Origin of the sequence: Allochromatium vinosum DSM 180 (genome assembly GCF_000025485.1) — a bacterium.
Taxonomy (GTDB): Bacteria; Pseudomonadota; Gammaproteobacteria; order Chromatiales; family Chromatiaceae; genus Thermochromatium; species Thermochromatium vinosum.
The window spans coordinates 3,326,206-3,350,509 of the sequence record NC_013851.1; the positions used below are offsets into that span (position 1 = coordinate 3,326,206).

Here is a 24,304-nt window from a genome sequence, read left to right on the forward strand (position 1 = left end):
GCGCGAACCCATGGCAATCAACGAATCCAAGCAGCCGATCATCGTCAAGAAGATCATCAAAAAAGGCGGGCATCACGGCGGGGCCTGGAAGATCGCCTTTGCCGATTTCGCCACCGCGATGATGGCCTTCTTCATGCTGCTCTGGATCATGGGGTCGACCACCGAGGACCAGAAGGCGGCCATCTCGGACTACTTCAACAATCCCTCGGTCTTCATGGGCATCGCCACCTCGCCCTCGCAGGCCCAGGGTGAGGGCACCGGCTCCAAGCCCTCGCTCATCGACTTCGAGGGCGCGATCGACATGGGGCCGCCGACACCGGAACCCGAGTTGACGGCCCTCGACCCCGAACGGCTGGACGAGTTGGCGCGCGAGCAGGACGCCGCGCGGCTGGCTGCGCTCAAGGAGCTCCTGGAGCGCAAGCTGGATCAGAGCGAGACGCTCGCCCCCTACAAGGATCAGCTCCTGATCGATATCGTGCCCGAGGGATTGCGCGTCCAGATCGTCGACAAGGAGCACAGATCCATGTTCGATCTCGGTAGCGCCAAGCTCAAGGATTACACCTCCGACATCCTGCGCGAGCTGGGCGGGCTGATCAATCAGGTGCCCAATCGGATCAGTCTCACCGGACACACGGATGCGCGTCCGCTGGGCGGTCTGTCCTACAGCAACTGGGAGCTGTCCACCGAACGGGCGAACGCGGCGCGTCGTGCGCTGGTGGCCGGGGGCATGCGCGCGGACAAGGTCGGGCGAGTGGTCGGTTTCGCCTCGACCGTGCCCTTCGACACGAGCGATCCGAACAATCCGATCAATCGCCGGATCAGTCTCATCGTCATGACCCGCGAGGCTGACGAGGCCATGCATGAGGAGGGGGCGCTGCTCGAATCCAGGGGTGAAGCGGCGGCTCCGGCTCCGGCTGATCAGCCTTGATGGCGACTCCAGCGTCCTGGTTTGTCTGGCCAACGGTTTTGAAATCACCGTAGGCCACGACGAAAGCTTTCTGTTTTGCTCTATCTGCTCAGCGCAATCCAGCCGTTATCCGGCTTCGAGTCGTTTCGAGAGGCCGTCGGCGGGTATGGCGTCAGGATTTGTAGTATGGCTTGAATTCGGGGCTTGGTTCGCGCTCGGAGTAGATGTACAGAACGATGCCGTTGGGATCTTGAACCGCAAAGCCACGATCGCCCCAAGGATGATCTTCGAGGGGCATGACGGCGACCAAGCCGGAAGCTGTGAGTGACTGGAATTCGGCATCGACATCGGAGACGCTGAAGTTGTACGTCAGACCAGCGGGATTGCACACCGGCTGGTCGGCTTGAGGCGCCATGAACTGAATGGAAGATCCCTTTCTAAATTCAAGATTGACGTACCAGCCGCAGTCGAAAATGACCTTTGCGCCGAAGTGTCGGATGTAGAAGTCGCGAGAGTCTTCGACCTTGGTCGTGGTGATGCAGGGAGATAGCGAGTCGATAATCATGGGGACTCCTTGTAGTGTCAAGTCACTGAAGATTATAGATAAGTTTTTTGAAGCGTTTGGGGCGTTTGCCGCACCAGTCCTTGAGCGCCTGAGTCGTCCCGGCGTGCCTCCGGCAAAAAGTCTGATGGATGGACTCTAACGGCCGGCAATCCACACTGCGCACCTTAAGGCATCCAGGTATTTCCACAGCGTCAATCGATTGACACCTCCCGAACCTCCCACCGCCTGACGCTCAACGCAACGCCCCGCCAACGCGCGCCGCAGCTGGACCAGACGCCCCACCCCGCCAGCTTGGCCCGACTCCTGCTTAGGCGATCTCAAGGGCGCCCCCGCCAACCACCGGCGCGCAACCACCGCTCAAGCGAGGTCCATCATGTTCGAGTCGATCGCCCATGTCGTCGTCCTGGCCCTGGAGCATCTGGACTCGACCCTGGTCACGGGTCTGTTCGTGCTGCTCATGGTCATGCTCTTCTCACTGGCCCTGACCGCCACCCTGATCCGACGCGCGGCGGCCTTCCAGCAGGCGACCCCGACGCTCCTGACCACGCTCGGCATCCTGGGCACCTTTCTCGGCATCGCCATCGGACTGCTCGACTTCGACGCCAGCCGGATCGAATACAGCATCCCGCTGCTGCTCGAAGGGCTGAAACTCGCCTTCATCACCAGTATCGTCGGCATCCTGCTTGCGACCGCTCTGCGCCTGACCCAGGTGCTCAAGCGCGACGGACCACAGAGCGCCAAGACACGCACAAACGCCGCCGCGACACTCGACACCAGCGACCCGGCCACCCTGTTCAAGCTTCAGATCCAGCTCGCCGACGCCCAGCTCACCGCCACCCGCCAGCTCGGCGAACAGCTCGTGCGGATGGACGCGCGTCTGATCCAGACTCTGGAACAACAGCACAGCGCGCAACTGGCCGCCTTCCGGGACTTCGCCGCTCAACTGAGCGAACTGGGTTCGCGCCAGCTCATGGCCGCGCTCGAATCCGTCATCCGCGACTTCAACGACAAGCTCGGCGCCCAGTTCGGCGAGAACTTCCGCCATCTCGACGCCTCGATCGGCAAGCTGCTGGACTGGCAGGTCCAATATCGCGAGCACATGGACGTTCTGGGAGCCCAGCTCGAGCTGGCCGTCGCCGGGGTCGAGCGCTCGCAGACCAGCCTCCAGACGCTCACCCAGCAGGCCAGCCAGATCACGACCCAGGTCGAGGATCAGCAGTCGACCATGCAGGCGCTCAAGCGCGAGACGCTGGAACTGGAATCGGTGCTCGGCGGCGTGGCTGAGTTGCGCGAGCGGGCCAAAGACGCCTTCCCCGCCATCGATCAGCGGCTGCGCACCATGCTGGAGACCATCGAGGGCGCGGTGCTCTCGGGTCTGGAGGCCCAGCAGCGCATCGGCCGGCTCGGGGCGGCGTCCTCGACACCGCCTGCCGCGCGCTTCGGCGCTAACGGCAACCATCTGGATCTGGCGAGGGCTTCGGCATGAAGACCATCCCCTACCCCTGGTCGAGCCTGTCGGGCGCCAATGTCCCGGCCGAGGACGAGAGCCACTGGCTGACGGTCTCCGACCTCATGGCCACGCTGATGATGATCTTTCTGTTCCTGGCCGTGCTGCACATGGTCCAGGTCGAGCGGCTGCATCAGGTCGAGACCGAGGTGCGCGTCACCGCCGCCGAGTCGCGTCAGGCCATCTATACGGCGCTGGAACGCGAATTTCGCGACGATCTGCCGCGCTGGAACGCCGAACTGGTCGAGCGCACCCTGACGCTGCGTTTTCGTGAGCCGGACATCCTGTTCGACCGCAACTCGGCGCGCATCAAGCCCGAGTTCGAGGCGATCCTGAGCGACTTCCTGCCGCGTTATGTCGCCCGGCTCGAACCCTTCCGCGATGTCATCCGCGAAATCCGTCTGGAGGGGCATACGTCGAGCGAATGGAATGCCGGCACCGCGCCGCTGGATGCCTACTTCCTCAACATGGAACTGAGCCAGCAGCGCATCCAGGCCGTGCTGCGGTTCGCCTACGGACTCGACCGGCTCAAGGGCGAGGACTGGTTCAGGGGACGGGTCGCGGCGGTGGGACTCTCGTCCTCGCGGCCGGTGCAGGATGCCCAGGGACGCGAGAACCCCACCGCCTCGCGCCGCGTCGAGTTCAGTGTCCTGACCGACTTCGAGGCACGGCTGCTGGAGCCGATTCGGTTGGGGGCGGAAAGGTAGCCTTGTTTTGTGATGGCGTATGTGACACCATTTTTTCATGAAATCTCGTATTGTGGTTGACACCAATGTCGTGACGGCAGCGCTTATCAGCCCTGATGGGCCGAATCGCGCGATTCTGCGTGATTGCCTATTGGGCCGGTATAAGCCCCTGCTGAGCAATGCGTTGTTTTCCGAATACGAGGATGTAGCGATGCGGCCAGCAATCCTTGAGCGATGCCCTGTGGAACCGGTAGACATTCTGGCCTTGCTCGAAGCCTTCTGTTCAGTCTGCGAATGGGTGCCGATCTTTTATCTGTGGCGACCAAATTTAATGGATGAAGGTGACAATCACGTCCTTGAACTCGCTGCCGCCGGTAATGCGCGCTGCATTGTGACCAACAATACACGTGATTTTCGAAGAGGTGAGTTACTGTTTCCTGGTATCCAGATCTTGACTCCAGGCGATATATTGAAAGGATCCTGACATGGCTACGCTGACGGTACGACTTCCAGACGACAAGCATATGCGCCTCAAGGCATTAGCCAAGCGAAAACACATCAGTGTCAACAAGCTTTTGGAAGAGCTTTCGACACAGGCTATCGCTGAATTTGATGCGGAAACCCGATTTCGCTCTATGGCGGCTAAAGGCTCTATTAAAAAAGGCCTAGAAATTCTTGATCGCCTAGATAAAGCGCTCCAAGATAAAAACTGAAATTTACTCAGACAGATCATTAAGCCTGTTGAATATCAATGCGTCGGTACCGCGCTTTTCCATAAAAGCGGTTATTTCTTTGAGAACGGCGCGAACTTGTACTGCTTGATTGCCAGAAACATAGTTTTCAGCTTCTTTAAGAGTGTTTTTAACATCGGAAACAAGTTCTGAATTCTCCGGACTTTCTTGATCTAAAAAATATGGATCTACACGACGGTAACGCAAAAGCCCCATCAATAAGTAAGCAGCGGCAAAGAAAATTTTCTTGATGTTTTTCTTTTTGGCTTCCGACCTCATAAGGACTGCTGCTACTGCGGCAAGCCGGTTGGCCAAATTAGAGTTCAGGACTAAAGGAGCATCTGGCCGATAGCTAAGAACCAGAGAAAGCGCCTTGACCCGGTCAAATGGCTTATTCAAGCCTTGCTTTTCAAAGTAAGAAGCGGAAATCCCAAAAAGAAGCGCAATATCTTCTTGAGCACTGAAACAGCGACCAGCAACATTATAGTCGTAACGGCCGTGAATCGTTTTTCCAGTGCGAAGTGATTTACGAACATAAACCAGAATAGGCTCTGGCGCTGAAGCATAACACCAGCCACCAATCAACAATAGCCGCCGATGAAGCTCTTTATTTCCCGCATGAATATTGGGAAGAGAGCTTTGAAAAACTAAGCCCGTTGATTCGCGTACTTTATCAACCAACTCCTGATAACTTGAATTGATTTTTCTACACTCTCTACCACGCAGTGCGCCCTCAGATGGAATCTCTCCGTCCGAACTAAAAATACCCGCTTTATCACTCCCTCCGCCATTTTGATTCAGCAGCGATTCGAGAGAAAGTTTTTTCCCTAAAGTGGACATCAACTGTTCCGCCGCTTCACTGGCTGCCTGGCCACCTTTTTCTAAACCGAAGAGAAAATTCTCCATTGCTTCGACTGCATTGACCGCCTTCCAAACAGCCGCATGACATCGAAATGGCGCTGGATCGGGATAAGCCATCCCAAATTCATTTTTAAGTTGTGCAAGCACAGCCTCCGGCGTCAATTTGGTGTCTTGCATGGAAGTCCAGTCGAGAAATACCGGACGATCACCGAGTCGCTCACCTTTTGGCGGACGAATCTCAACGGATGCAAAGCCTTGACCTGGTGTTTGCGTTACCACTAAGGTAACTGGCGTAGTTCGCATGGCCTGCTCAGGCAAAACAGTATGTGTCTTGCGAACTGTTAGCTCATCGGCGCGAGTCAAGTAATAATCGACCGCAAGTGTACTTTTGGCAATCGAGAAACCACTGACTTCAAGAGGTGGATCAATCGCTTTGCCACCAATAACACGCTTTTGCCCTTCCATCAAACTGACGAAAGCCGGTCGCCCCTCAACAAGAGCATTGATTTTCAGATCAGGAATGGTGTCGTAATAGCCAACGATTCCCAATGCGCGCCGCCAACCGTAATGAGCAGCACCACTTGCAGGAAGACAAGCTCTCGCTGAGAAAATCTCGACCATTTCCGGCCGGCATCCAGTTGCACGCCGAGAATCAGCCGCCAGTCGATTGCCAAGTGTTTCTTGGCCAATACGCAAATCGATCAACGCGCCTTCGATGAGCAGATGATCAATCTTGTGCATTTCGCCTACTTTCTTGATCAATTCGACAAGCGGAAAAACAAAGCGATCGTCTATATTCGCTCGCAGCTCTTCAAAATTTTTGAGACGATACCAATAGCCATTGGAATCGCGAACGATTTCATCAGCTAACACATCACCACATAATAATGACCATGGCCGACGACTGACCCATAAAAGACTTTCAGCAAGCGAAGACGGAAGTCCAGCATGACTCAAATCCATTTCCAAAACATCTTTAGCTAGTCGCTCGATTGGCCATGCAGATGAGGTGAGACCTGCTCCTTTTCCATGGCGAACCGGCACCAGAAACAGCCGATTTTCATGCTCATATTTTTCCAGTTCCAGCACACTCACTTCCGAACGCCATAGGCCCGCATGCACAACCATCACAGAGTGCCCATCAAGCTTGCGAATGACTTCGTCAGGCTGCTGACTAGCCCAACCGAGCAGGATAGCAACCGGTCGCCAGAGCAATTCAGCGCTCGTGCCGAGATGACGCAAACCATCCAGTAAGCGCTGCTGACCCAATTCCGTCAATGTATCCGGAACTGAAACGACACGCGAACCAGACAGGCCATGACTCAATGCCTGAAGATGTGTTGCTAACAGTTCTCCAACGCGAAACGTCTGCTGTTCAGCAGACGTAACAACTTCGCTTTCTGACTCAAGCTGTTGCAGAAGCTGCATCACAGGATGTCGCGGTAATGAATGTCCGAGATCCCAGCCGCGACCATCAAGACTTTCAAAAGCGGCCTGTCCGCCTAATGGCCTCTCCCCTGGAAATCGTGGCAAGATGATGCAAGCGGGTGCCGCTTTTGGGTTTTTTTGAATTTTGGCATCTGGCTTTTCATGGCAAGAAGCAACCGTATCGGTTATACCATTCAGATCGATACCAATGCTGGAAAGCGCGGAACCGCTCATTGAAATGTCCCGCAAATGAGTTGCGTACCGATGGATTCAATACCACTGTAGAATCCAGCGCCATCCAGTGGCATCATGAATCCGACTGTATTGCCGTGCTCGGCCATCTGCAAAGCTCCGCTGAGTCGGTCACTGAGTGCTACGACCATCCCTCGTACCCGACACTGCTCGTTGTAGAAGCGCCGCCGCTCATCACGCCAACGCGCCAGTGCGGCATCAGCTCGCTCGGTCAAACTATCGAGCGTACTCGTCTCCGATCCAGCGCTAACAACAGCCCATACAAGAACATCCTCATTCTGTTGTACCTGCCCCAGTGCTTGTTTGCGCACGACAAGACGTGGGCCGAGTATCCTATAGCGCTTGACGATCTCCGAAGACGCTGAATCGGCTCCTGTATCATGTACCGTAAGAACCAGAGTCGATGTCGCGAAGATGCCATTACATCCTGTGGACTCTAACCAGCGGCCTCGATCATGATCCTTGCGAAGATAGAGTGGTGGCAGTGCAAGCACCTCAATGGTCGTATCGAACAAGAATGCCGTATTGACGACCAGCGCTACCATGTCACCCCACAAACGCGCCTGCCAACTCCAGGCATCGTCCTGCGCATCCTGTCGACGTAAGAGTTGCTGGTAAGCGTCCCATATACAACGGTAACGCGGATCGGATGTGAGAACGTAATTGGGCTTGGCGACGCCATGTAGTGAGCGAATCTCTGAGAATTCAGGACGCCGCAATAATGCTGTGCAAGTTTGATGATAGCGACTGACTTCACTGTAGCGGCTCGATGTCGCTAGGTTTCGGTTAGCTCCAAGGTAACTTTCGGCCGCTTGCACGGTACGAGTCAGAAAATCGCGTAATACTTGATTCTCTGGCGTATCGACGGTTTCCTCACGCACAATGGCAAGCAGCGAACGCCGCGAACCAGCTTTTTCCGCTGGTGTCCGGCCAGGCTGGCGGACATACCAAGCCAGACAGGTTGAATCCAACTCTTGGATACGATGAACTGCTTGTAAGCGACGGTTTCGCGAGAGTACGCGGCGCGGATGACGACCAAGTTCGGAGATATGACGATGCAGGCTACTTGCATGACGAACGATTAAGGCCATGCGCGGTTCATTGACGTCGCGTGCGTTCAGTAATGTCTCAGCGACACAGCGCCAATCAGCGCGAAGTCGTCCGCGCATGACACCCTGAGCGGCGATGTCCGCACGTTCGAGGTTCGCGATCTCTTCGATCTGGTCGATCATAATGGCCAGCATGATTTCCCTTTCCAGCGCTCGTTCGCCGAGGGGATCGCTGACACGTTCTTTGCTCCATCGCCCCAGACAACCAGTCATGGCGAGTTCGAGATCAATGTGTCCTGCTTTCCCATCATGCAAGCGTAAATCGATGGCATCATAAGCCGGGGTCGATGAAACAGGCAGATTCCAGATACGAAGCTGGCGAGGCCCCCATTGAAGCGACATACCTTCAGTAAAGGGTTGTTGTCGGCCGCGACCATACCTGAGCGTGAAACCATCCACGATGGCCAATGCCGGCATTCCAGATGCAGAAAAAATCACTTTTTCGCCAGCCGCGACTTGCTCTACGTCGTCGTAGAGACTCCAGGGCATGTCGAGTGGGATGACTGTAGCGTCCATGCAGTCGCCTCAATCGCTCCGGTTCAGTCCTTGCCAACCGAATAGCGGTTTTTGTCGGCCAGTCTGTACAGCCTCGGCCAAGGCGTTGTCACCAATGCTGACAATGAGATCTTGGATTTGCCCAAGAGGAATGGAAAATTCTACTGTGTCAATACCGCGCAGCTTGGGCAGTATGCGTTGCTCTAACTGGTCTGCGAAAGCATTGGCGAGGCTATAATGGCTTTCGCCTGGGTAGTTGGCACAGTAGAGTTGAATGGCCTGGTTGACACGATGACCAAATGGGCGTTCCAGTCCCTCCATCGCATCGTTCAACTGTTTGATCCAGCCATGCAGTTTTTCCAAATTCTGCTGCCCAAGCTGATCGGTGTCGCATATCCATTGTTCCCACATCGACCGTGGCAGGTAACGATCCGGTCGCGGAATATTGTCTACCGGCTGGCTATGAACCAATTTTTTGGGGCGCCCGAAACGCAGTACATTCGCTCGGTCGATGACCTTGTCAGATAAGGTCTGAGTCGATTCATCCTCATTCATTGTACCGACAAATAACACGTTGCGATCGACGTACAGATTGAACACGCGCTCTCGCCCACCAACATCGAGCTGGATCTCGGCATCCTGCCTGGATGCAGGATTGGCTGGATCAACCGACTTACGAACCTCAAGGCGACTGAGAAATTCACTGAAATAGTATTCAACACGCGCCAGATTCATTTCGTCGAGCAATACCAATAGCATATGCTCACGCCAATCCTTCGCCAGCTCCGGATGATTTCTATCATCAAGATGGATCAATGCGCGCGCCAAATCCGTTCCGATGTAACGATGCTCCAAGTAGTTATAGAAACCAAACAGATCTTGTGGGCTATCCCAACGCGGCTGGACAGCCATCTGGAGAAAGTGAATCCCCATTCCTTCTGCGTAGCGGCGAGGTAGCTCGCTTTTACCTGTTCCTGAGATACCAGCTAAAACAGTCAGAGGACTCAGGCCGTTTATTTTCATGCAAGTATGAAAAGCGTTCAGAGTGCGCTGCGGAAAATGCAAACCGAGCTTATCCAAATATATGCGGAGGTCTTGAAGGGCATCGTCTTCGGAGGTTTTATTACGAGCGGCTTTGAGCCCTGCTTCACTCAGACAGGCGGGCGCACGCTTGAGGTCAGCGAGAGCATTAGCAACTTCTTCATCTCGCTCTTTATGGGCTTGCTCGATATACCCCTGTAATGTAGCCTTCATCCGCTCTAGCTCTGCCTTGCGTTGCTCTAGCATTACGACTTCAGCGTTGAGCGCATCGCGTTTTGCTCGCAGATCATCGGCCTCTTGGCGTTGACGTTTGAGTGCTTCTTCGCCTTCAGATAGTTTCTCTTTCTGTTCAGCTAATGCCGACTCCGCAAGAACCTTTCGCTGATCGAGCAGCGCAATCTCGTTATTGAGCACTTCTCGCTTCCGGTGCAATTCTTCCGCTTCCTGGAACTGGCGCCGAAGTGATTCCTTACCCTTGTCAAGTCTTTCGCTCTGCTCAACTAATGCAGCTTCGGTCTGTGCCTTGCGTTGCTCTAGCATGACAACTTCAGCGTTGAGCGCATCGCGTCTAACCTTCAGATCATCGGCTTCCTGGCGTTGACGTTTGAGAGTTTCTTCGCCCTCAGTGAGTTTTTCTCGTTGCTCGGCCAACGCCGTTTTTGCGGCATGAATTTCAAAATTCTTTTCCTGCAGAGTCGATTCTTGCTCGCGTTGACGTTTACTTAAAATCTCAAGCAATTGCTCAATCTGCTGACGTCGTTCTTCAAACTCCTTGAGCTGATTCTCTGTTTCAGTGAGCTGATCCTGGATGCGCCTCAGAGTTCGCTCTTGTTCTTCATGCTTGGCTTCGCCTTCCATCAATCGATGATATAGATCAGCCATTGCTTCCTGCTGGGAGGCTAGAGTCTGTTCAATTTTTTCGAGTTCTATGCGCTTTGGCTCTAGCAATGTGAGGCTTTCCTGCATACTCACCAACTTGATACGCGCTTCTTCAGCTTCGGCCACGGCCATGTCACGGCGGACAAGCTGTTGAGCCAAGTCAGTGAGATTTTCCTGTATTTCTGCCATTTCCCGGCGCCGCTCGATAAGCAATTGCTCCACATTTTCTAAAGCGGTCGCTGCAGGCTGGCGTGCAATGCGCAGATTGAGCTGGCGATGCTTCATCAAAGCCGCCATGGGCACGAGAATTCCGCCCGATGCCCCAAGAAACATAACAAGTGCAAGCATTTCCCAAGTCACAGATGACACTCCAGTCATTGATTAATTGATGCTCACAGTCGAATCAGCATCGCTAGTTGTATTGGCTCGAACCGCTTGTTGATCAGCAATCTCTTGAAGCAAGCTCTCGCGTTGACGACGCAACTCTTCCACCTGCTTGGTCAAGGGTTCAAGACGCTGGGCTTCTGCATCGAGAGTACGCACCCGAGTCTCTATATTGATTTGCTGTTGTCGCAATGCCGCCAACTCAGCGCGCTGATTCGTGAGTGATGCCAGCTCTGCCCTCAAAGTAACTAATTCCTGTGTCAGCGAATCGATTTGTTTGCGATCGACGTCAAGAGTTGCGGCAAGCTTACGCTGCTCTGCGATTTGAGTTTGGAGGCTAGCATTCTCCTCTCGCAGATTGGCTAAGGAAGCGGCAACCTCTGCAGCTTCCTTGCGCCGCTCGCTGAGCGTGGAATCGAGGTTTGTCAGTTCGCTGCGTGCCGCTTCAAGATCGCTATTCACTGTTTTTGCGTTTTGTTGAACCTCCACCAAACGATCCTGGATACGTTTCAGTTCAGTCTCGCGACCTTCCAATGTATCGATAGTTTGTCGTATTTCTGTTTCACGACTTTTTAATTCAGCAACGCTTTTTTTGATAGCATCAGATTCTGCTTGTTGCGTGGCCAGACGGGCCTGGACTTCAGCCAATGTTTCACGCGCCGAAGCATATTCGGTATCGGCTTTCTGTAATGCATCGCGTCGTTCGGCGAGACGCTTTTCGGTGGCTTGCAACTGGGTTTCGCGATCGTCGAGATCCGTAGCCGCAGCACCGCCTCGTTTACGAAGATCATCGACACTGGCACGCAACGACACAGCTTCCTTGGAAAGAGACGCGACCTCATCGCGCCTCTTTGCTAACGCGGCTTCGACTTCACTCAACTCCAAACGACGCTCGCGGTAGGTTTCCTCAGTCGACGTGAGAGTCGCGGATGCCAAATCAAGTCGCTCCTGAGCCGTCTTTAAACGCTGCTCCAGTTCAGACATGCGTTGCGAAGCCTGGGCCGCATCTGTAACAGCTTTTTCAGCCTTCGCTTCTGCATCCTGCTGGGTCGCCTGTAACTCGGCAAGCCGCACGGTTCGCCTATCGACCTCTTTTGTCAGGATCGCCAACCGCTCCTGGAGAGAGGCATCGGCACGATAGGTCGCCATAAGAAACCAGGCAATTCCGCCATAGCTCAAGATCGACAGCACAAGCAGAGCGACGAGTAGATATGGCCGTTCCAAACGCGGTGATGGAACTGTATTGTGGTTCGAGTAGTCAGCCTTCGGTGGCTGCGATAATGTCGTCGAGGCATCCATCGAGATTTTCCCTGAGTTGATAGACCCAGTAGCGCTTTACATGCCAGCCAAGACTTCTGAGCTGATGGTCGCGCCACAGGTCGCTACTTTTACGTCGACCGCTCGGGTCACGGTGATAGCGATCACCGTCGACTTCGACGTCGAGTTTTATATTTCCGCGAAGGATCGCCAGATCCAGGCGGCGCCCAGCAATCGGGAACTGCGGAATCGGATCCAAGCCACGTTGTTTGAGCGCATGATACAGTCTCTCCTCCCAGGGACTTTCGAAAAGCGTGGCTTTCGCTGCTGGTTCCCTGGTCCGATCCAGCACAGCCGATAGTTCTACGAGGTACTTGATGCCGCTTCGACGGGCCTCGTTGCGGTTGCCGAAGACATGGCAGACCGCTCGCGCTCGACTGACGGCGACATTCATGAGGTTTTCGCTCTCTGCCAAGAAGCTACGGCTTCCGGTGGGCATGTCCGGGCCGAGACAAAGGCTGAGCAAAATCAAGTCGCGTGCATCCCCCTGGAACTGGTGGGCCGTGAAGGCACCGAGCTGACTGCGCGCGACCCGCTCTGGCGGAAGCGCCTCGATGATCCGGTCACTCAAGCGTTTGGCCTGTTCCCGGAAGGGAGTGACGATTCCGATGGTGCCACGATAGTCCTGTTCGATGAGCACACGACGTAGATAGGCCAGGATAGCATCTACTTCAGCCGGAGCATGACAACCCGTGGCAGCCGCCTGAATGGAACCTTGAATATCGGTCCAGTGGATACCGGCGCTCTGTCCAGGCGGCGGCTGAAGTTGGTTTTCGTCTGTCAAAACCCGCAGACGCCCACCATAAAAGGTGCTGTTGAAGTAATCAGCGATGCCTCTAGCGCAGCGGTAATGATCGCGCAGAAGATATGTCATTACCCCTGGTGTCGCCGCTGCAAAGTTAAAAAGCGACTGATTTCGGTACGAATAGCGACCAATTCCCTGACACAGCAGACCATGAGTCTCTAAAAGATGCACCTCTCGTTCCTGAGAGCATTTGGTGATATGTCGCAGTTGGGCTGGGTCTCCGACGACAACGACCTGCCTAGCACGCGCCAGGAGTGGTATGGCCGAAGCGATGTCACATTGACTGGCTTCATCAATGACGACGTAATCAAACAGTCCAGGCTCCAATGGCAACGCCCGCGCAGCGGATAGATTCGTGACCGCCCAGAGTGGGAAATGACGCAGTAGGATCGGAAGAGCGTGACTCAGGGTACGTCGACGCTCCACACCTCCAGGAGCACCGGGTTTGTCTCCAGCAAAGATCGCCATGGAGCCAACAAAATCGGCTAACACCAGGCGTTCGTCATCACTCAAATCTTCGAGCGCTGTTGGTAGGCTTTGGAAGATTTTTTCTGTTCGTTCAAAAAGCTCACGACGCCCCGAGACGAGTCGCTCCGTGAGCGCGGCTGTTTCCGCTTCAGGCGGCAGATCCTGCTTCACGGTCTCTAGCTCTTTCAGCAACTTGTGGTAAGCGGCAAGATGCTCATAGGTGCTCAAACAGTCTTCGTCGTTCTCCGATGACCAAGGGATTCCCAGAGGCCGTAACCCAGTCAGAAACTGACGGCAGCGACGGACTCGCAGCCAGCGCCCGAGCGCACCAACCAGACTCGAGGCGGCTGTAATCTTCGCAAATCGTGTGGGTAGTTCTGGAAGATGCTGTGGGATGACTCGCCGTACCCACATCTGTTGAGCCGGGGTCAGTATCGATTCCTCATGCTCAATGGCCGCTTCTACGCTTGCTATCTTTTCGCTCAGATCTGCCTGTCTTTCGAGCCGAGTTTCGATGGCGAGAAGCTGATCATCGGCATGGCGTAGTCGTGCGACAGACTGCACAAGTTTTTCGCGTGCACCAGTCGAGGCTCCCCGCGCGAAGAGCGCCTCGGTTGCGCGCCGCAAACTGAATACCTGCTTGCTTCCGTAGGGCTGGCTAGCGCGAGCAACAATGGTGCGCGCATCCAGCAACTCGGCCAATCTTTGCTCCACCGCATCCAGTGCTTTGTGGTTCTTGGATGCAAGTACCACCGTTCGCCCTGTCAGCGCTGCACTTGCCATGATGGCGGCTACAACCTGCGATTTTCCGGTTCCTGGTGGGCCTGTAATCACTGTCAGCGGCTCGTTCAGGGCAGATCGAGCAGCGATGAGCTGCTCTTCGCTAAGCGAGACCGGCGGCAAGGCGGGGACACTGGACGTTGCCACCCGGCTCATGTTCGCGAAGAAAGCGCGCAGAGCTGTCGCATTGAGCTGTTCATCCGACCAGTCGGCGATCCGGGCGAGGTCGGTAAGCGTACCCTTGCTGTAACGGGTTGTCTGCGCTGCAAACAATGCCATGACATTGACGAGGCGCACGCTATCTGTTGCTCGCGGTAGACTGGTGGCAAGCGCCGTTGGTGACAGTGCTGAGCTGTCGCCAGAAGTCTTGAGATAGGCCGCAAGTCGTGCCGCCGCCGTGGGCAGGTCAACCGGCTCTCCAGCACCATCCTCGGCTTCATCACCCTCCTCGTCAGCCCTGTTCGCGATGCCTAGCCAGCGTAGAAAACTCTGACGCTCCATACCGTTGCGGAACTGCTTTTCCAACCAATCAGCGTTTACGTCGATTGGTTGAGGCAAGGCGCTCAACCTCAAAACACCGGCTGACAGTTCTAACTGACAGGCGAAAGTGAAGATAGGCCGCGCGAAAGCCCCACCGCCCCTGCTTCCTGGAATCAGTTGCAGCGGATAACCGAGAAAGACGCTGGAATCAGTCCCTCCGCGTGCCAGGGTCTGTAGCAGTTCAGCCGGCAATTTTTCCGCATTGATCGCGAGTTCAGTACGTCGGCGCTCGGTTGGCCACCACTCACCGCTGGATGTCAATCCGCAAAAATCCACATTGACCCGCTCAAGCGGCAGTATGGTGCTCGGACGCTCTTCAGCTCGCAGGCATTCTCGCCAGTAAGGAACGAGTCGGCGCAGCAAACTCCAACCATCGGGCAGGACACCCACCCTAGCTGAAACAGCGGATAACTCGGATGTGTTTTCGTTAACGAAATGACAACTGAAAGGCAAACATCCAACCGTGACGAGTTCAGTCGAACTTGTCGTTACTGATCGATGTTTATGTCCGCTATCCGGCGCATTTCTCGCAGCGTGTATCTTATTGTTCCTGGAAGAGCGGATAGCACTTGATGGCGAAGCTTTGGGACGAGCGGTCAAGATCCAGTGGCGATTTTTGTAGATGACAGTACCCGCCTGCTGAATCTCCGCAAGTATCATCGTTATTGTCGAGAGATCGAGCACCTCACCTTGAGCCGCAAGATACTTGCGAATCTGGTCTGATCGCAGACCGGATGGGTGCACCTCAAGTGTTTGTATGACTCGATTTTTGATCTTTGCCGTAGAAGCACTCTCGGTTCGGCCCATCCCAACTCTCTGATCCCTCATGTACTTGCTACCTTCTCGTCTAGATCCCTAGCCAGCACCCTCAAATCGACCGATAGCGCCCTTTACGCCCCACCCTCGCGCCTGGACTCCGCCAGCGCCCGATGCATCCGGATATTCAGCATCCGCATGGTCGCGCCGATGGCGGCGAACACCTGATTGGCATGGACGCCACGGGTGCGCAGCTCGCCGCGCTCGGTCTGCCAGGTGATGCTGCATTCGGTGAGCGCATCGGTGCGCCCGCCCTTGGGGATGCGAACCTCGTAGTCGATCAGCGGCGGCAGCGTCAGCCCCTGACGCTTGAGAATCCGCCCGAGCGCGTTGGTGAAGGCATCGAAGCCACCATTGCCGGTCCCGGTCCCGGTGAAGACCTGCTCACCGAGCCGGATCCTGATTCCGGCCATGGACTCCAGATCCAGACTCGAGGACACGGTGCAGGACAGCAGTTCGGCGTGGTCGTAGTCCTTGCTCTCCAGCACCTCGGCGATGATGAAGGGCAGATCCTCGGTGGTGATGGTCTTCTTGGAGTCGCCCAGCTCGACGATGCGCTGCAAGACCTTGCGCTGGTTCTCTTCCGACAGCTCGATGTCGAGCCGCTCCAGGTTCTTGGCCAGCGACGCCTTGCCGGCGAGCTTGCCGAGCGCATATTTGCGCCGTCGCGCAAAGCGCTCGGGCGAGAGCCGGCTGTGATAGAGACTGCCCTTCTTGTCGCCGTCGGCATGAATACCGGCGGTCTGGGTGAAGACATCCGCCCCGACGATCGGCGCATTGTCGCTGATCCGTTTGCCCGAAAAGGACTCGACCAGCTCGCTGACGCGCGCCAGGTGGGTCTCGTCGATCCCGAGTGCGCAGTCGAGCTGATCGCGCAGATTGACCGCGACCTCGGCCAGCGACGCATTCCCCGCCCGCTCGCCGAGACAGTTGACCGTGCAGTGCACCGCCGCCGCGCCCGCCTGAACCGCCGCCAGCACATTGGCGGTTGCCAGCCCATAGTCGTTGTGCGGATGGAAATCGAACTGGAGCGACGGAAAACGCCCAACCATGTCCGAGATCGCGGTGAAGACCTGATCCGGCGTCATCACCCCGAGCGTGTCGGGCAGCATGAAATGCCCGATCCCGACATCGGCCAGGCGCTCGACCAGACCATAGACATAGTCCGGGTTGTCGCGATAGCCGTTCGACCAGTCCTCCAGATAGAGATTGACCCGCAACCCGCGCGACTGGGCGGCGGCAATGGTCGCGCGCACGTCGGCCGCGTGCTCGTCGAGCGTCTTGCCGAGCTGCCCGCGACAGTGCTTCTCGCTGCCCTTGGCCAGCAGATTGAGCACCTGCCCGCCCGCGCCGCAGATCCAGTCCACGCTCGCCCCGCCGTCGACGAAGCCGAGCACCTCGACCCGCTCGACCAGCCCGCGCTCCCTGGCCCAGTCGATGATCTGAGCCACGGCGCTGGCCTCGCCCGAGGACACACGCGCCGAGGCGACCTCGATCCGGTCGACCCGCACCTGTTCGAGCAGCACCTTGGCGAGATTGAGCTTTTCGGCAGGTGCGAACGACACACCCTGAGTCTGCTCGCCGTCGCGCAGCGTGGTATCCATGATGAGGACGCGACGTCCAGACGGCTTGCGCGCCGGCTCATTCCCGCCCGACGCCTTCAGAACCGAATCCGTCATGCCGCCGACACCGTTTTGAGCGTGGCTTCGATGTGCTCCTTCACGGCCTCGGCGCTCGCGTCCAGCTCGGCACAGCGCGCTTCTTTCTCCAGCAGACCCAGCAGCGAGGGCGGCGGCGGTGCCTCACACCCGATGGCCTGAACGACCGCCTCGCCGAACTTGGCCGGATGCGCGGTGGCCAGACACACGGCCTCGGGCAGATCACGCGCCGCGCGCACCCCGACAGCGGTATGCGGACAGAGGATGTAACCGCTCGCCTCATAGGTCGCGCGGATCTGGTCGAGCGTCTCGGCATCGCTCACGGCGACCGCGTCGAAGTCGGCCTGGGCCTGACGATGCCGCTCGGCAGAGACTTCGAGCCGCCCGGTACGCTTGAGATCGTCGAGCAGCGCGCACACCCGCGCCTGATCGCCGTCGTGCAGATAATAGAGATAGCGCTCGAAGTTGGAGGCGATCTGGATGTCCATCGCCGGACTGAGCGTCTGATGCACGGCGTCCTCGACGGCATAGACACCGCTGTGGATGAACCGGGTCAGGATGTCGTTGCGATTGGTGGCGATGACGAGCCGATCGATCGGCAACCCCATGCGCCTGGCCAGATAGCCGGCGAAGACATCGCCGAAGTTGCCGGTCGGCACCGAGAAGCTGATCCGGCGTTCGGTGTCGCCGCCCGTGATCCGGCCCCAGGCATAGAAGTAGTAGACGGTCTGCGCCAGGATGCGCGCCCAGTTGATCGAGTTGACCGCGCCGAGCCGATAGGCCGACTTGAACGGCAGGTCGTTGAACAGTGTCTTGACGATGTTTTGCGCGTCATCGAAGGTGCCGCGCACCGCAACATTGTGGACATTGCCGTCCAGCACCGTGGTCATCTGCCGTTCCTGGATCGGCGAGACCCGGCCCTTGGGATGCAGGATGAAGATCTGGATGCGCTCCTTGCCGCGCACACCATAGATGGCCGCCGAGCCGGTGTCGCCCGAGGTGGCACCGACGATGTTGAGCCGACCGCCCTCGCGTTCGAGCAGATACTCGAACAGATTGCCCAGCCATTGCAGGGCCACGTCCTTGAAGGCCGCTGTCGGTCCGTGGAAGAGTTCGAGGATGCGCGTCTCGCCCGCCGTCACGATCGGTGTGACCTCAGGATGCGAGAAAGTCGCGTAGGAGCGCTCGATCAGCGCCTTCAGATCGGCGCGCGGGATCTCGTCACCGACGAAAAGTGTCGACACTTCGAGCGCCAGATCCTGGAAGCTCAAGTCCGCCCAAGTGCGCAGTCGCGCCGGTTCGAGGGCGGGGATCTCAGCCGGAACCAGCAGACCGCCATCGGTTGCCAGCCCCATCATCACGGCTTGCGCGAAACCGATCGGCTCGATTCCGCCACGGGTACTGATGTAGTGCATTGTGTTCTCTGTTGAGATAGATGTTCTTCGTGGATGTGCCGCCCCCCACGCCGGGTGCCGATGGATTGAACCGTTGACAGCACGCCAAGTGCGACCAGACAATGCCGACAATCCGGTCGATCAGGCAGAACGAAACGGATGCATCATAACCAACGAGGGGGCTTCTGCCATGCTTTAAGCGCACCGATCCGCGTCTCGGCGGTTCTCGGCTGCGCGCGCCCCGTCACCCCGCCATTTCACGGCTCATACCGCAAATCTTGAACGGAGTGACACAACATGACACCTGACAAGCGCGCGGACTATTGGAGAGCGAATCTTCGCTATCTAACAGTCCTATTGATCGTCTGGTTCATCGTTTCCTACGGCTTCGGCGTGCTGCTCGTCGAACCGCTGAACGCCATCCATCTCGGCGGCTACCCGCTCGGCTTCTGGTTCGCCCAGCAGGGTTCGATCTATGTCTTCGTGGCGCTGATCTTCGTCTACGCGGCCTTGATGAATCGTCTCGACAAAGAATTCGACGTCGGCGAAGAGTGAGGAAACGACCCCATGACCCCACTTGAGATCTGGACCTATTCCATCGTCGGCCTGACCTTCGCGCTCTACATCGGTATCGCGATCTGGGCACGCGCCGGCTCCACCAGTGAATTCTACGTCGCCGGCGGCGGCGTGCATCCGGTCGCCAATGGCATGGCGACGGCGGCCGACTGGATGTCGGCAGCCTCCTTCATCTCCATGGCCGGCATGCTCGCCTTCGGCGGCTACGGCGGCTCGGTGTTCCTGATGGGCTGGACCGGCGGCTATGTACTGCTGGCTCTGCTGCTGGCGCCCTATCTGCGCAAATTCGGCAAGTTCACGGCGCCCGAGTTCATCGGCGACCGCTACTATGCCAATTCGGCGCGCGTGGTGGCCGTCGTCTGTCTGATCCTGGCCTCCGTGACCTACGTCATCGGTCAGATGACGGGTATCGGCGTGGCCTTCGGGCGCTTCCTCGGCATCTCCTACGAGATGGGCATCCTGGCCGGCATGGGTATCGTCGCCGTCTACGCCATCCTCGGCGGCATGAAGGGCATCACCTATACCCAGATCGCGCAGTATGTGGTGCTGATCTTCGCCTACACCATCCCGGCGATCTTCATCTCGCTGAACCTGACCGGCAACCCCATCCCGCAACTGGGTCTGGGCAGCACCTATATCGGCGACGACAGCGGTGTCTCGCTGCTGGCCAAGCTCGATCAGGTGGTCACGGATCTCGGGTTCAAGGAATATACCACCCAGGTGATGGGCAGCACGCTCAACATGTTCGTCTACACCCTGTCGCTGATGATCGGTACCGCCGGTCTGCCGCACGTCATCATCCGTTTCTTCACCGTGCCCAAGGTCGCCGATGCGCGCTATTCGGCCGGCTGGGCGCTGGTCTTCATCGCCATCCTCTACACCACGGCTCCGGCGGTCGGCGCCATGGCGCGTCTGAACCTGATGGACACCATCCAGATCGGCCCGATCGGCGAGGAGAGCAGCAACCTGGTCTACGACGAGCGTCCCGAGTGGTTCAAGCGCTGGGAGACCACGGGTCTCCTGAAGTTCGAGGACAAGAACGGCGACGGTCGTATCCAGTATTACGACGACAAGAACGCCGAGTTCGCCGCCAAGGCCGAGTCCTTCGGCTGGAAAGGCAACGAGATGGTCACGGTCAACAACGATATCATGGTGTTGGCCAACCCCGAGATCGCGGCCCTGCCCAACTGGGTGATCGCGCTGGTGGTCGCCGGCGGTCTGGCGGCGGCGCTCTCGACGGCCGCCGGTCTGCTGCTGGCCATCTCCTCGGCGATCTCGCATGACCTGCTCAAGGGCGTGTTCATGCCGCAGATCACCGAGAAGAATGAGCTGATGGCCGGGCGTCTGTCCATGATCGGTGCCATCATCCTCGCCGGCTATCTGGGCATGAATCCACCCGGATTCGCAGCGGGAACCGTGGCCATCGCATTCGGTCTGGCCGCTTCCTCGATCTTCCCCGCACTCATGCTCGGCATCTTCGCCAAGCGCATGAACAAGAACGGGGCGATTGCGGGCATGATCGCCGGTATCACCGTGACCCTGCTCTATGTGTTCCAGCACAAGGGCATCCTCTTCATTCCGGGCACCGACTTCCTGCTGCCCGACATGGGGATGGGCGCCAACTGGTTCTTCGGCATCACGCCCGAGGCCTTCGGCGCGATCGGCGCGTTGGCGAACTTCCTGGTCGCCGCGCTGGTCTCGGCGCTCTCCGCCCCGCCGCCCGAGCACATCCAGCACTTGGTCGAGGACGTGCGCATCCCGCGTGGCGCTGGAGCCGCCACGGGTCATTGATCGGCGTCAGCCGCGCTTGACCTGAGACGAGCCCCGCTTCGGCGGGGCTTTTTCGTGTGCGCCCGGCACGGGCGCACTCTTGGGGGTGAAAGTCCTCCCGTAAGTTGATCACGGCGAACGAAGCGAAGCGCAACGGCATGAGGGTGACCGAGTGTGGGGAGGAAGCGCGGAGCGAAGCGGCGAGCCGATGGACAAGAACCGGATAGAAGGCGTTGCCGAGCAGGGCGAGCGGGCACGAATCCGCGAAGCTCTCGTGATCAAAGCGAGGTGGCGTAAATCCGGCGGTTGTGCAGTGAAGGAGTGCGTTCTTACCCGGGGAGATCTCGTGTTATGGCTGAAAGGCCGACGCCGACAGGCGGAGCGAGCAGTCAGCAGAGGCCGTAGTAGCCGCTGGTTTGGGGCGAAGGGCCGAACGAGAAGAAGTGTTCGAGACCATGTCGATGTTGAACGCAAGGCGTCAGAAGTCCGCGCAGGCGGAGCGGGCGGGAGTGGCGCACGGTGAAGCCGGGCGTGCCCCTGTCAGCGACGAAGCGAACAGCCCGCGACGGGACACCGAGAGCACAGGGTCAGCGCGGCTTGTTGCAGCCGCGCTGACGAGAGAGAACCTGCGGCAAGCGTGGAAGCGCGTTAAAGCCAACAAAGGGGCCGCGGGGGTTGATGGTCTGGACATTGAACAGACCGCACGCCTGCTTGTGACCGAGTGGCCGAAGATTCGCGACCAACTCCTGCGGGGGAAGTACCGGCCCAGTCCGGTACGACGGGTGACGATCCCGAAACCCGACGGTGGCGAGCGCGAGCTTGGCATCCCGACGGTCACGGATCGGCTAATCCAGCAAGCCCTGCTGCAAGTGCTGCAACCGAGGCTGGAGCCGACATTCAGCGAGCACAGCTACGGCTTTCGACCGGGACGGCGAGCCCACGACGCAATCCTGGCGGCGCAAGGCTTCATCCAATCCGGTCGCAAGATCGTGGTCGATGTCGACCTGGAGAAATTCTTTGATCGCGTCAATCACGACATCCTCATCGACCGCCTACAGAAACGCATCGATGACGCTGGGATCATTCAGCTGATTCGCGCGTACCTGAACAGCGGCATCATGAACGACGGTGTGGTGCTGGAGCGGTATCAAGGCACGCCGCAAGGTGGGCCGCTGAGTCCGCTACTGGCCAACGTGCTGCTGGATGAAGTGGATAAAGTGCTGGAGAAGCACGGCCATTGCTTTGCGCGCTACGCGGATGACTGCAACGTGTATGTGCGCAGTCGCAAAGCCGGCGAACGGGTGATGGCGTTGCTACGCAAGTGCTACGGCACGCTACGGCTCAAGGTCAATGAGGCCAAGAGTGCGGTGGCGAGCGTGACGGGAAGAACGTTTCTGGGCTACAGCTTCTGGTTTGCCAAGGATGGGGTGAAACGCCGGGTGGCCGATAAGCCGATGGCGACGTTCAAGCAGAGCATCAGGCAACTGACCCGACGCTCGGGCGGGCGCCGCATGGCGGAAGTCATCGACAGGCTTAAGCCTTATCTGTTGGGCTGGAAAGCCTACTTTGGGCTGGCGCAGACACCGCGCGTCTGGCAATCGCTGGGCGAATGGCTGCGGCACCGGCTACGGGCCATTCAGCTCAAGCAATGGCGGCGAGGCAGCACGATCTACCGGGAACTGATCAACTTGGGCGCCGCCGAGCATGTGGCAAAGCGTGTGGCGCAAAACTCCCGCTGCTGGTGGCGCAATAGTGCGGGCGAACTCAACCGAGTGTTGACCATTGCCTACTTCGACAAACTCGGCCTGCCCCGACTCTCATGACCTCAACTTCTCGAACCGCCCGGTGCGGACCCGCATGCCGGGTGGTGTGGGAGGGGATCGGTCAGGTACCCTGACCGCCCCTATCCCGATTGCAGGGTCTCGATCGGACGTGGTTGCAATCACCCTGCCCGGCCCAATTCTTCGACCCCGGCGCCATCGGGCGCGCGATCCATCATGCAACCTTCATCATGGGGTAACGATCATGGCCAATGGCTCTTCCCTGGCGGCGATGGAACTGATGGTGTTCCTGGGGCTGGTCGGCTGGCTGCTCTACTATCAGTACTCGAACTCGCGCAACGACTCCAGCCGCACCCGGTCGAGTGACGAGGCACCGAAGGAACCCGACTGATCCTCGACATTTCACGGCGCTCGGGCGCCGGCTCGCTTATCATTGACGCCGAATCGGCGGCCATCGTGCCCGTTGCGGGTCGCGATGGCCTTTTGGTGTTTCAACCCCTTCTCGGCGGATCAAGCGGCGATGAGCGTCAACCGGATGGACTTCAGGGACGACCTGAACACGGCCTCGGACTATCTGCGCATGGCGGTACCGCAGATGGTGCGCCGCCGCATCCCGCCGACACCCTACAACTACGCGCTCTGGTATGCGCACGTCCAGAACGCCTATCCGGACCTGAGCCGCTCGCTGTTGGCCGAGTTTCCGGAAAACGGCCCCTATGATCCCGAGAAGAGCGAGTCGCTGTTCTTCGAGTATTTCGTCAAGCATTATCTCCCGACCAGTCCGCAGGCACGGGATCTCATCGCCGATATCGTCACCAGGCTGACCCAGGCGGTCTCGCGCAATCTACGCGGTACCCAGAACTATGGCGCCAGCCTGCGCGAGGCCATGACGGTCTTCGGGGAGAGCGTCATCGATCCGGAACGCATCCGCACCATGGTCGGTCAGTTGCTCACCGAGACGCGCGATCTGGAGAGCCTGACCCAAGCTTTTCAGAGCGAGCTGGAATCGGCCGGCGCCCAGGTCGAGCGGCTCACGCGCGAGCTGGAGGAGAGCGAACGGCGCGCGCGTCTGGATTCGCTGACCAAGATCCCGAACCGGCGCGGCTTCGACGAGGCGCTGGCCCAGTCGCTCTCGGGTGGCGACGACGAGCCGACCTGTCTGATGCTGATGGATCTCGACCACTTCAAGCGGCTCAACGACACCTATGGTCATCCGATGGGCGATCGGGTGCTGGAGATCGTCGGCACTGTCCTGGCCAAATTGCAAAGCGACCATGTGTTCGTCGCCCGCTATGGCGGTGAGGAGTTCGCGGTCATCGTCCACGACGAGCTGGAAGCGGCCCAGATGCTCGCGGAGCAGATCCGCCGTCAGGTCGCCGCGCTCCAGATCCGGCGCAAGAGCACCCAGGACACCATCGGCGCGATCACGGTCTCCATCGGTCTGACGCGCTTCCGGCCGGGCGAGACGGCCGCGTCCCTGATCGAGCGCGCCGACACCGGACTCTATCGGGCCAAGGAGGGCGGACGCGACCGGGTGGTGATCGCCTGACAGCG

Annotated in this window: 18 protein-coding genes; 10 read left to right on the forward strand and 8 right to left on the reverse strand. The window is 58.1% G+C overall.

What is annotated here, in order from left to right; all coding sequences use genetic code 11:
- Positions 1-10: 10 nt before the first annotated feature.
- Entirely contained in the window at positions 11-928 is a 918-nt protein-coding gene (motB, locus tag ALVIN_RS14705) for a flagellar motor protein MotB (protein WP_012972115.1), read from the forward strand.
- Between the two features lie 151 nt (positions 929-1,079).
- On the opposite strand, the gene ALVIN_RS14710 is transcribed toward motB, so the two are convergent.
- Positions 1,080-1,472, reverse strand: coding sequence for a VOC family protein (locus ALVIN_RS14710; RefSeq protein WP_012972116.1), 393 nt, complete (start codon positions 1,470-1,472; stop codon positions 1,080-1,082).
- Positions 1,473-1,845: 373 nt separating this feature from the next.
- On the opposite strand from ALVIN_RS14710, the gene ALVIN_RS14715 reads away from it, so the two are divergent.
- The 4 genes from ALVIN_RS14715 to ALVIN_RS14725 are packed head-to-tail and all read left to right on the forward strand — an operon-like array spanning position 1,846 to position 4,378.
- Positions 1,846-2,958 carry a hypothetical protein gene (locus ALVIN_RS14715; protein WP_012972117.1) on the forward strand — a complete coding sequence of 371 codons (1,113 nt, stop codon included), beginning with the start codon at positions 1,846-1,848 and terminating at the stop codon, positions 2,956-2,958.
- Entirely contained in the window at positions 2,955-3,686 is a 732-nt protein-coding gene (locus ALVIN_RS14720) for an OmpA/MotB family protein (protein WP_012972118.1), read from the forward strand. The genes ALVIN_RS14715 and ALVIN_RS14720 overlap by 4 nt, the downstream gene beginning before the upstream one ends.
- Positions 3,687-3,723: 37 nt before the next feature.
- Entirely contained in the window at positions 3,724-4,149 is a 426-nt protein-coding gene (locus tag ALVIN_RS17265; RefSeq protein WP_012972119.1) for a putative toxin-antitoxin system toxin component, PIN family, read from the forward strand.
- A 1-nt stretch (position 4,150) separates the two neighbouring features.
- The gene (locus ALVIN_RS14725; RefSeq protein ID WP_012972120.1) at positions 4,151-4,378 is read left to right on the forward strand and encodes a toxin-antitoxin system HicB family antitoxin; all 228 of its coding nucleotides are present in this window, start codon (positions 4,151-4,153) and stop codon (positions 4,376-4,378) included.
- A 3-nt stretch (positions 4,379-4,381) separates the two neighbouring features.
- Here ALVIN_RS14725 and ALVIN_RS17670 read toward each other — a convergent pair whose 3' ends face one another.
- The 7 genes from ALVIN_RS17670 to thrC form a co-directional block, all read right to left on the reverse strand.
- Positions 4,382-6,919, reverse strand: a complete 2,538-nt coding sequence (locus tag ALVIN_RS17670) for a hypothetical protein (RefSeq protein WP_012972121.1) — start codon at positions 6,917-6,919, stop codon at positions 4,382-4,384.
- The gene (locus ALVIN_RS17270) at positions 6,916-8,562 is read right to left on the reverse strand and encodes a DUF2357 domain-containing protein (RefSeq protein WP_012972122.1); all 1,647 of its coding nucleotides are present in this window, start codon (positions 8,560-8,562) and stop codon (positions 6,916-6,918) included. The genes ALVIN_RS17670 and ALVIN_RS17270 overlap by 4 nt, the downstream gene beginning before the upstream one ends.
- 9 nt (positions 8,563-8,571) lie before the next feature.
- On the reverse strand, positions 8,572-10,821 hold the full coding sequence (locus ALVIN_RS16715; RefSeq protein ID WP_148217529.1) for a hypothetical protein: 2,250 nt from the start codon (positions 10,819-10,821) through the stop codon (positions 8,572-8,574).
- Between the two features lie 21 nt (positions 10,822-10,842).
- Positions 10,843-12,144 carry a coiled-coil domain-containing protein gene (locus ALVIN_RS14750; RefSeq protein ID WP_012972124.1) on the reverse strand — a complete coding sequence of 434 codons (1,302 nt, stop codon included), beginning with the start codon at positions 12,142-12,144 and terminating at the stop codon, positions 10,843-10,845.
- Positions 12,104-15,562: an AAA domain-containing protein gene (locus tag ALVIN_RS17275; protein ID WP_190275504.1), complete on the reverse strand. Its 3,459-nt coding sequence runs from the start codon at positions 15,560-15,562 to the stop codon at positions 12,104-12,106. The genes ALVIN_RS14750 and ALVIN_RS17275 overlap by 41 nt, the downstream gene beginning before the upstream one ends.
- Positions 15,563-15,645: 83 nt before the next feature.
- Positions 15,646-17,250 carry an alpha-isopropylmalate synthase regulatory domain-containing protein gene (locus tag ALVIN_RS14770; RefSeq protein ID WP_012972126.1) on the reverse strand — a complete coding sequence of 535 codons (1,605 nt, stop codon included), beginning with the start codon at positions 17,248-17,250 and terminating at the stop codon, positions 15,646-15,648.
- Positions 17,247-18,644: a threonine synthase gene (gene thrC, locus ALVIN_RS14775; protein ID WP_012972127.1), complete on the reverse strand. Its 1,398-nt coding sequence runs from the start codon at positions 18,642-18,644 to the stop codon at positions 17,247-17,249. The genes ALVIN_RS14770 and thrC overlap by 4 nt, the downstream gene beginning before the upstream one ends.
- A gap of 276 nt (positions 18,645-18,920) precedes the next feature.
- Here thrC and ALVIN_RS14780 point away from each other — a divergent pair, with 276 nt between their 5' ends.
- The 5 genes from ALVIN_RS14780 to ALVIN_RS14795 all read left to right on the forward strand — a co-directional run bounded on the left by ALVIN_RS14780 (position 18,921) and on the right by ALVIN_RS14795 (position 24,299).
- Positions 18,921-19,178 (forward strand): DUF4212 domain-containing protein, encoded by a 258-nt coding sequence (locus tag ALVIN_RS14780; protein WP_012972128.1) that lies wholly within the window; start codon positions 18,921-18,923, stop codon positions 19,176-19,178.
- Between the two features lie 12 nt (positions 19,179-19,190).
- Positions 19,191-20,990: a sodium:solute symporter family protein gene (locus ALVIN_RS14785; protein ID WP_012972129.1), complete on the forward strand. Its 1,800-nt coding sequence runs from the start codon at positions 19,191-19,193 to the stop codon at positions 20,988-20,990.
- Positions 20,991-21,412: 422 nt separating this feature from the next.
- On the forward strand, positions 21,413-22,792 hold the full coding sequence (gene ltrA / locus ALVIN_RS14790; protein ID WP_223295227.1) for a group II intron reverse transcriptase/maturase: 1,380 nt from the start codon (positions 21,413-21,415) through the stop codon (positions 22,790-22,792).
- Positions 22,793-22,994: 202 nt separating this feature from the next.
- A complete protein-coding gene (locus ALVIN_RS17840; RefSeq protein WP_012972131.1) occupies positions 22,995-23,141 on the forward strand; it encodes a hypothetical protein in 147 nt (48 codons plus the stop codon).
- 129 nt (positions 23,142-23,270) lie between these two features.
- Entirely contained in the window at positions 23,271-24,299 is a 1,029-nt protein-coding gene (locus ALVIN_RS14795; RefSeq protein ID WP_012972132.1) for a GGDEF domain-containing protein, read from the forward strand.
- Positions 24,300-24,304 lie beyond the last annotated feature (5 nt).

Bases quoted from the DNA above. Each gene is read 5' to 3' on its own strand.
- ALVIN_RS14780 (WP_012972128.1), top strand. From the start codon at position 18,921: ATGACACCTGACAAGCGCGCGGACTATTGGAGAGCGAATCTTCGCTAT.
- ALVIN_RS14795 (WP_012972132.1), top strand. From the start codon at position 23,271: ATGAGCGTCAACCGGATGGACTTCAGGGACGACCTGAACACGGCCTCG.
- ALVIN_RS14770 (WP_012972126.1), bottom strand. From the start codon at position 17,250: ATGACGGATTCGGTTCTGAAGGCGTCGGGCGGGAATGAGCCGGCGCGC.
- ALVIN_RS14710 (WP_012972116.1), bottom strand. From the start codon at position 1,472: ATGATTATCGACTCGCTATCTCCCTGCATCACCACGACCAAGGTCGAA.
- motB (WP_012972115.1), top strand. From the start codon at position 11: ATGGCAATCAACGAATCCAAGCAGCCGATCATCGTCAAGAAGATCATC.
- ALVIN_RS17270 (WP_012972122.1), bottom strand. From the start codon at position 8,562: ATGGACGCTACAGTCATCCCACTCGACATGCCCTGGAGTCTCTACGAC.
- ALVIN_RS14725 (WP_012972120.1), top strand. From the start codon at position 4,151: ATGGCTACGCTGACGGTACGACTTCCAGACGACAAGCATATGCGCCTC.
- ALVIN_RS14785 (WP_012972129.1), top strand. From the start codon at position 19,191: ATGACCCCACTTGAGATCTGGACCTATTCCATCGTCGGCCTGACCTTC.
- ALVIN_RS14720 (WP_012972118.1), top strand. From the start codon at position 2,955: ATGAAGACCATCCCCTACCCCTGGTCGAGCCTGTCGGGCGCCAATGTC.
- ALVIN_RS17670 (WP_012972121.1), bottom strand. From the start codon at position 6,919: ATGAGCGGTTCCGCGCTTTCCAGCATTGGTATCGATCTGAATGGTATA.
- thrC (WP_012972127.1), bottom strand. From the start codon at position 18,644: ATGCACTACATCAGTACCCGTGGCGGAATCGAGCCGATCGGTTTCGCG.
- ALVIN_RS17840 (WP_012972131.1), top strand. From the start codon at position 22,995: ATGGCCAATGGCTCTTCCCTGGCGGCGATGGAACTGATGGTGTTCCTG.
- ALVIN_RS17265 (WP_012972119.1), top strand. From the start codon at position 3,724: ATGAAATCTCGTATTGTGGTTGACACCAATGTCGTGACGGCAGCGCTT.
- ALVIN_RS14715 (WP_012972117.1), top strand. From the start codon at position 1,846: ATGTTCGAGTCGATCGCCCATGTCGTCGTCCTGGCCCTGGAGCATCTG.
- ALVIN_RS14750 (WP_012972124.1), bottom strand. From the start codon at position 12,144: ATGGATGCCTCGACGACATTATCGCAGCCACCGAAGGCTGACTACTCG.
- ALVIN_RS17275 (WP_190275504.1), bottom strand. From the start codon at position 15,562: ATGGGCCGAACCGAGAGTGCTTCTACGGCAAAGATCAAAAATCGAGTC.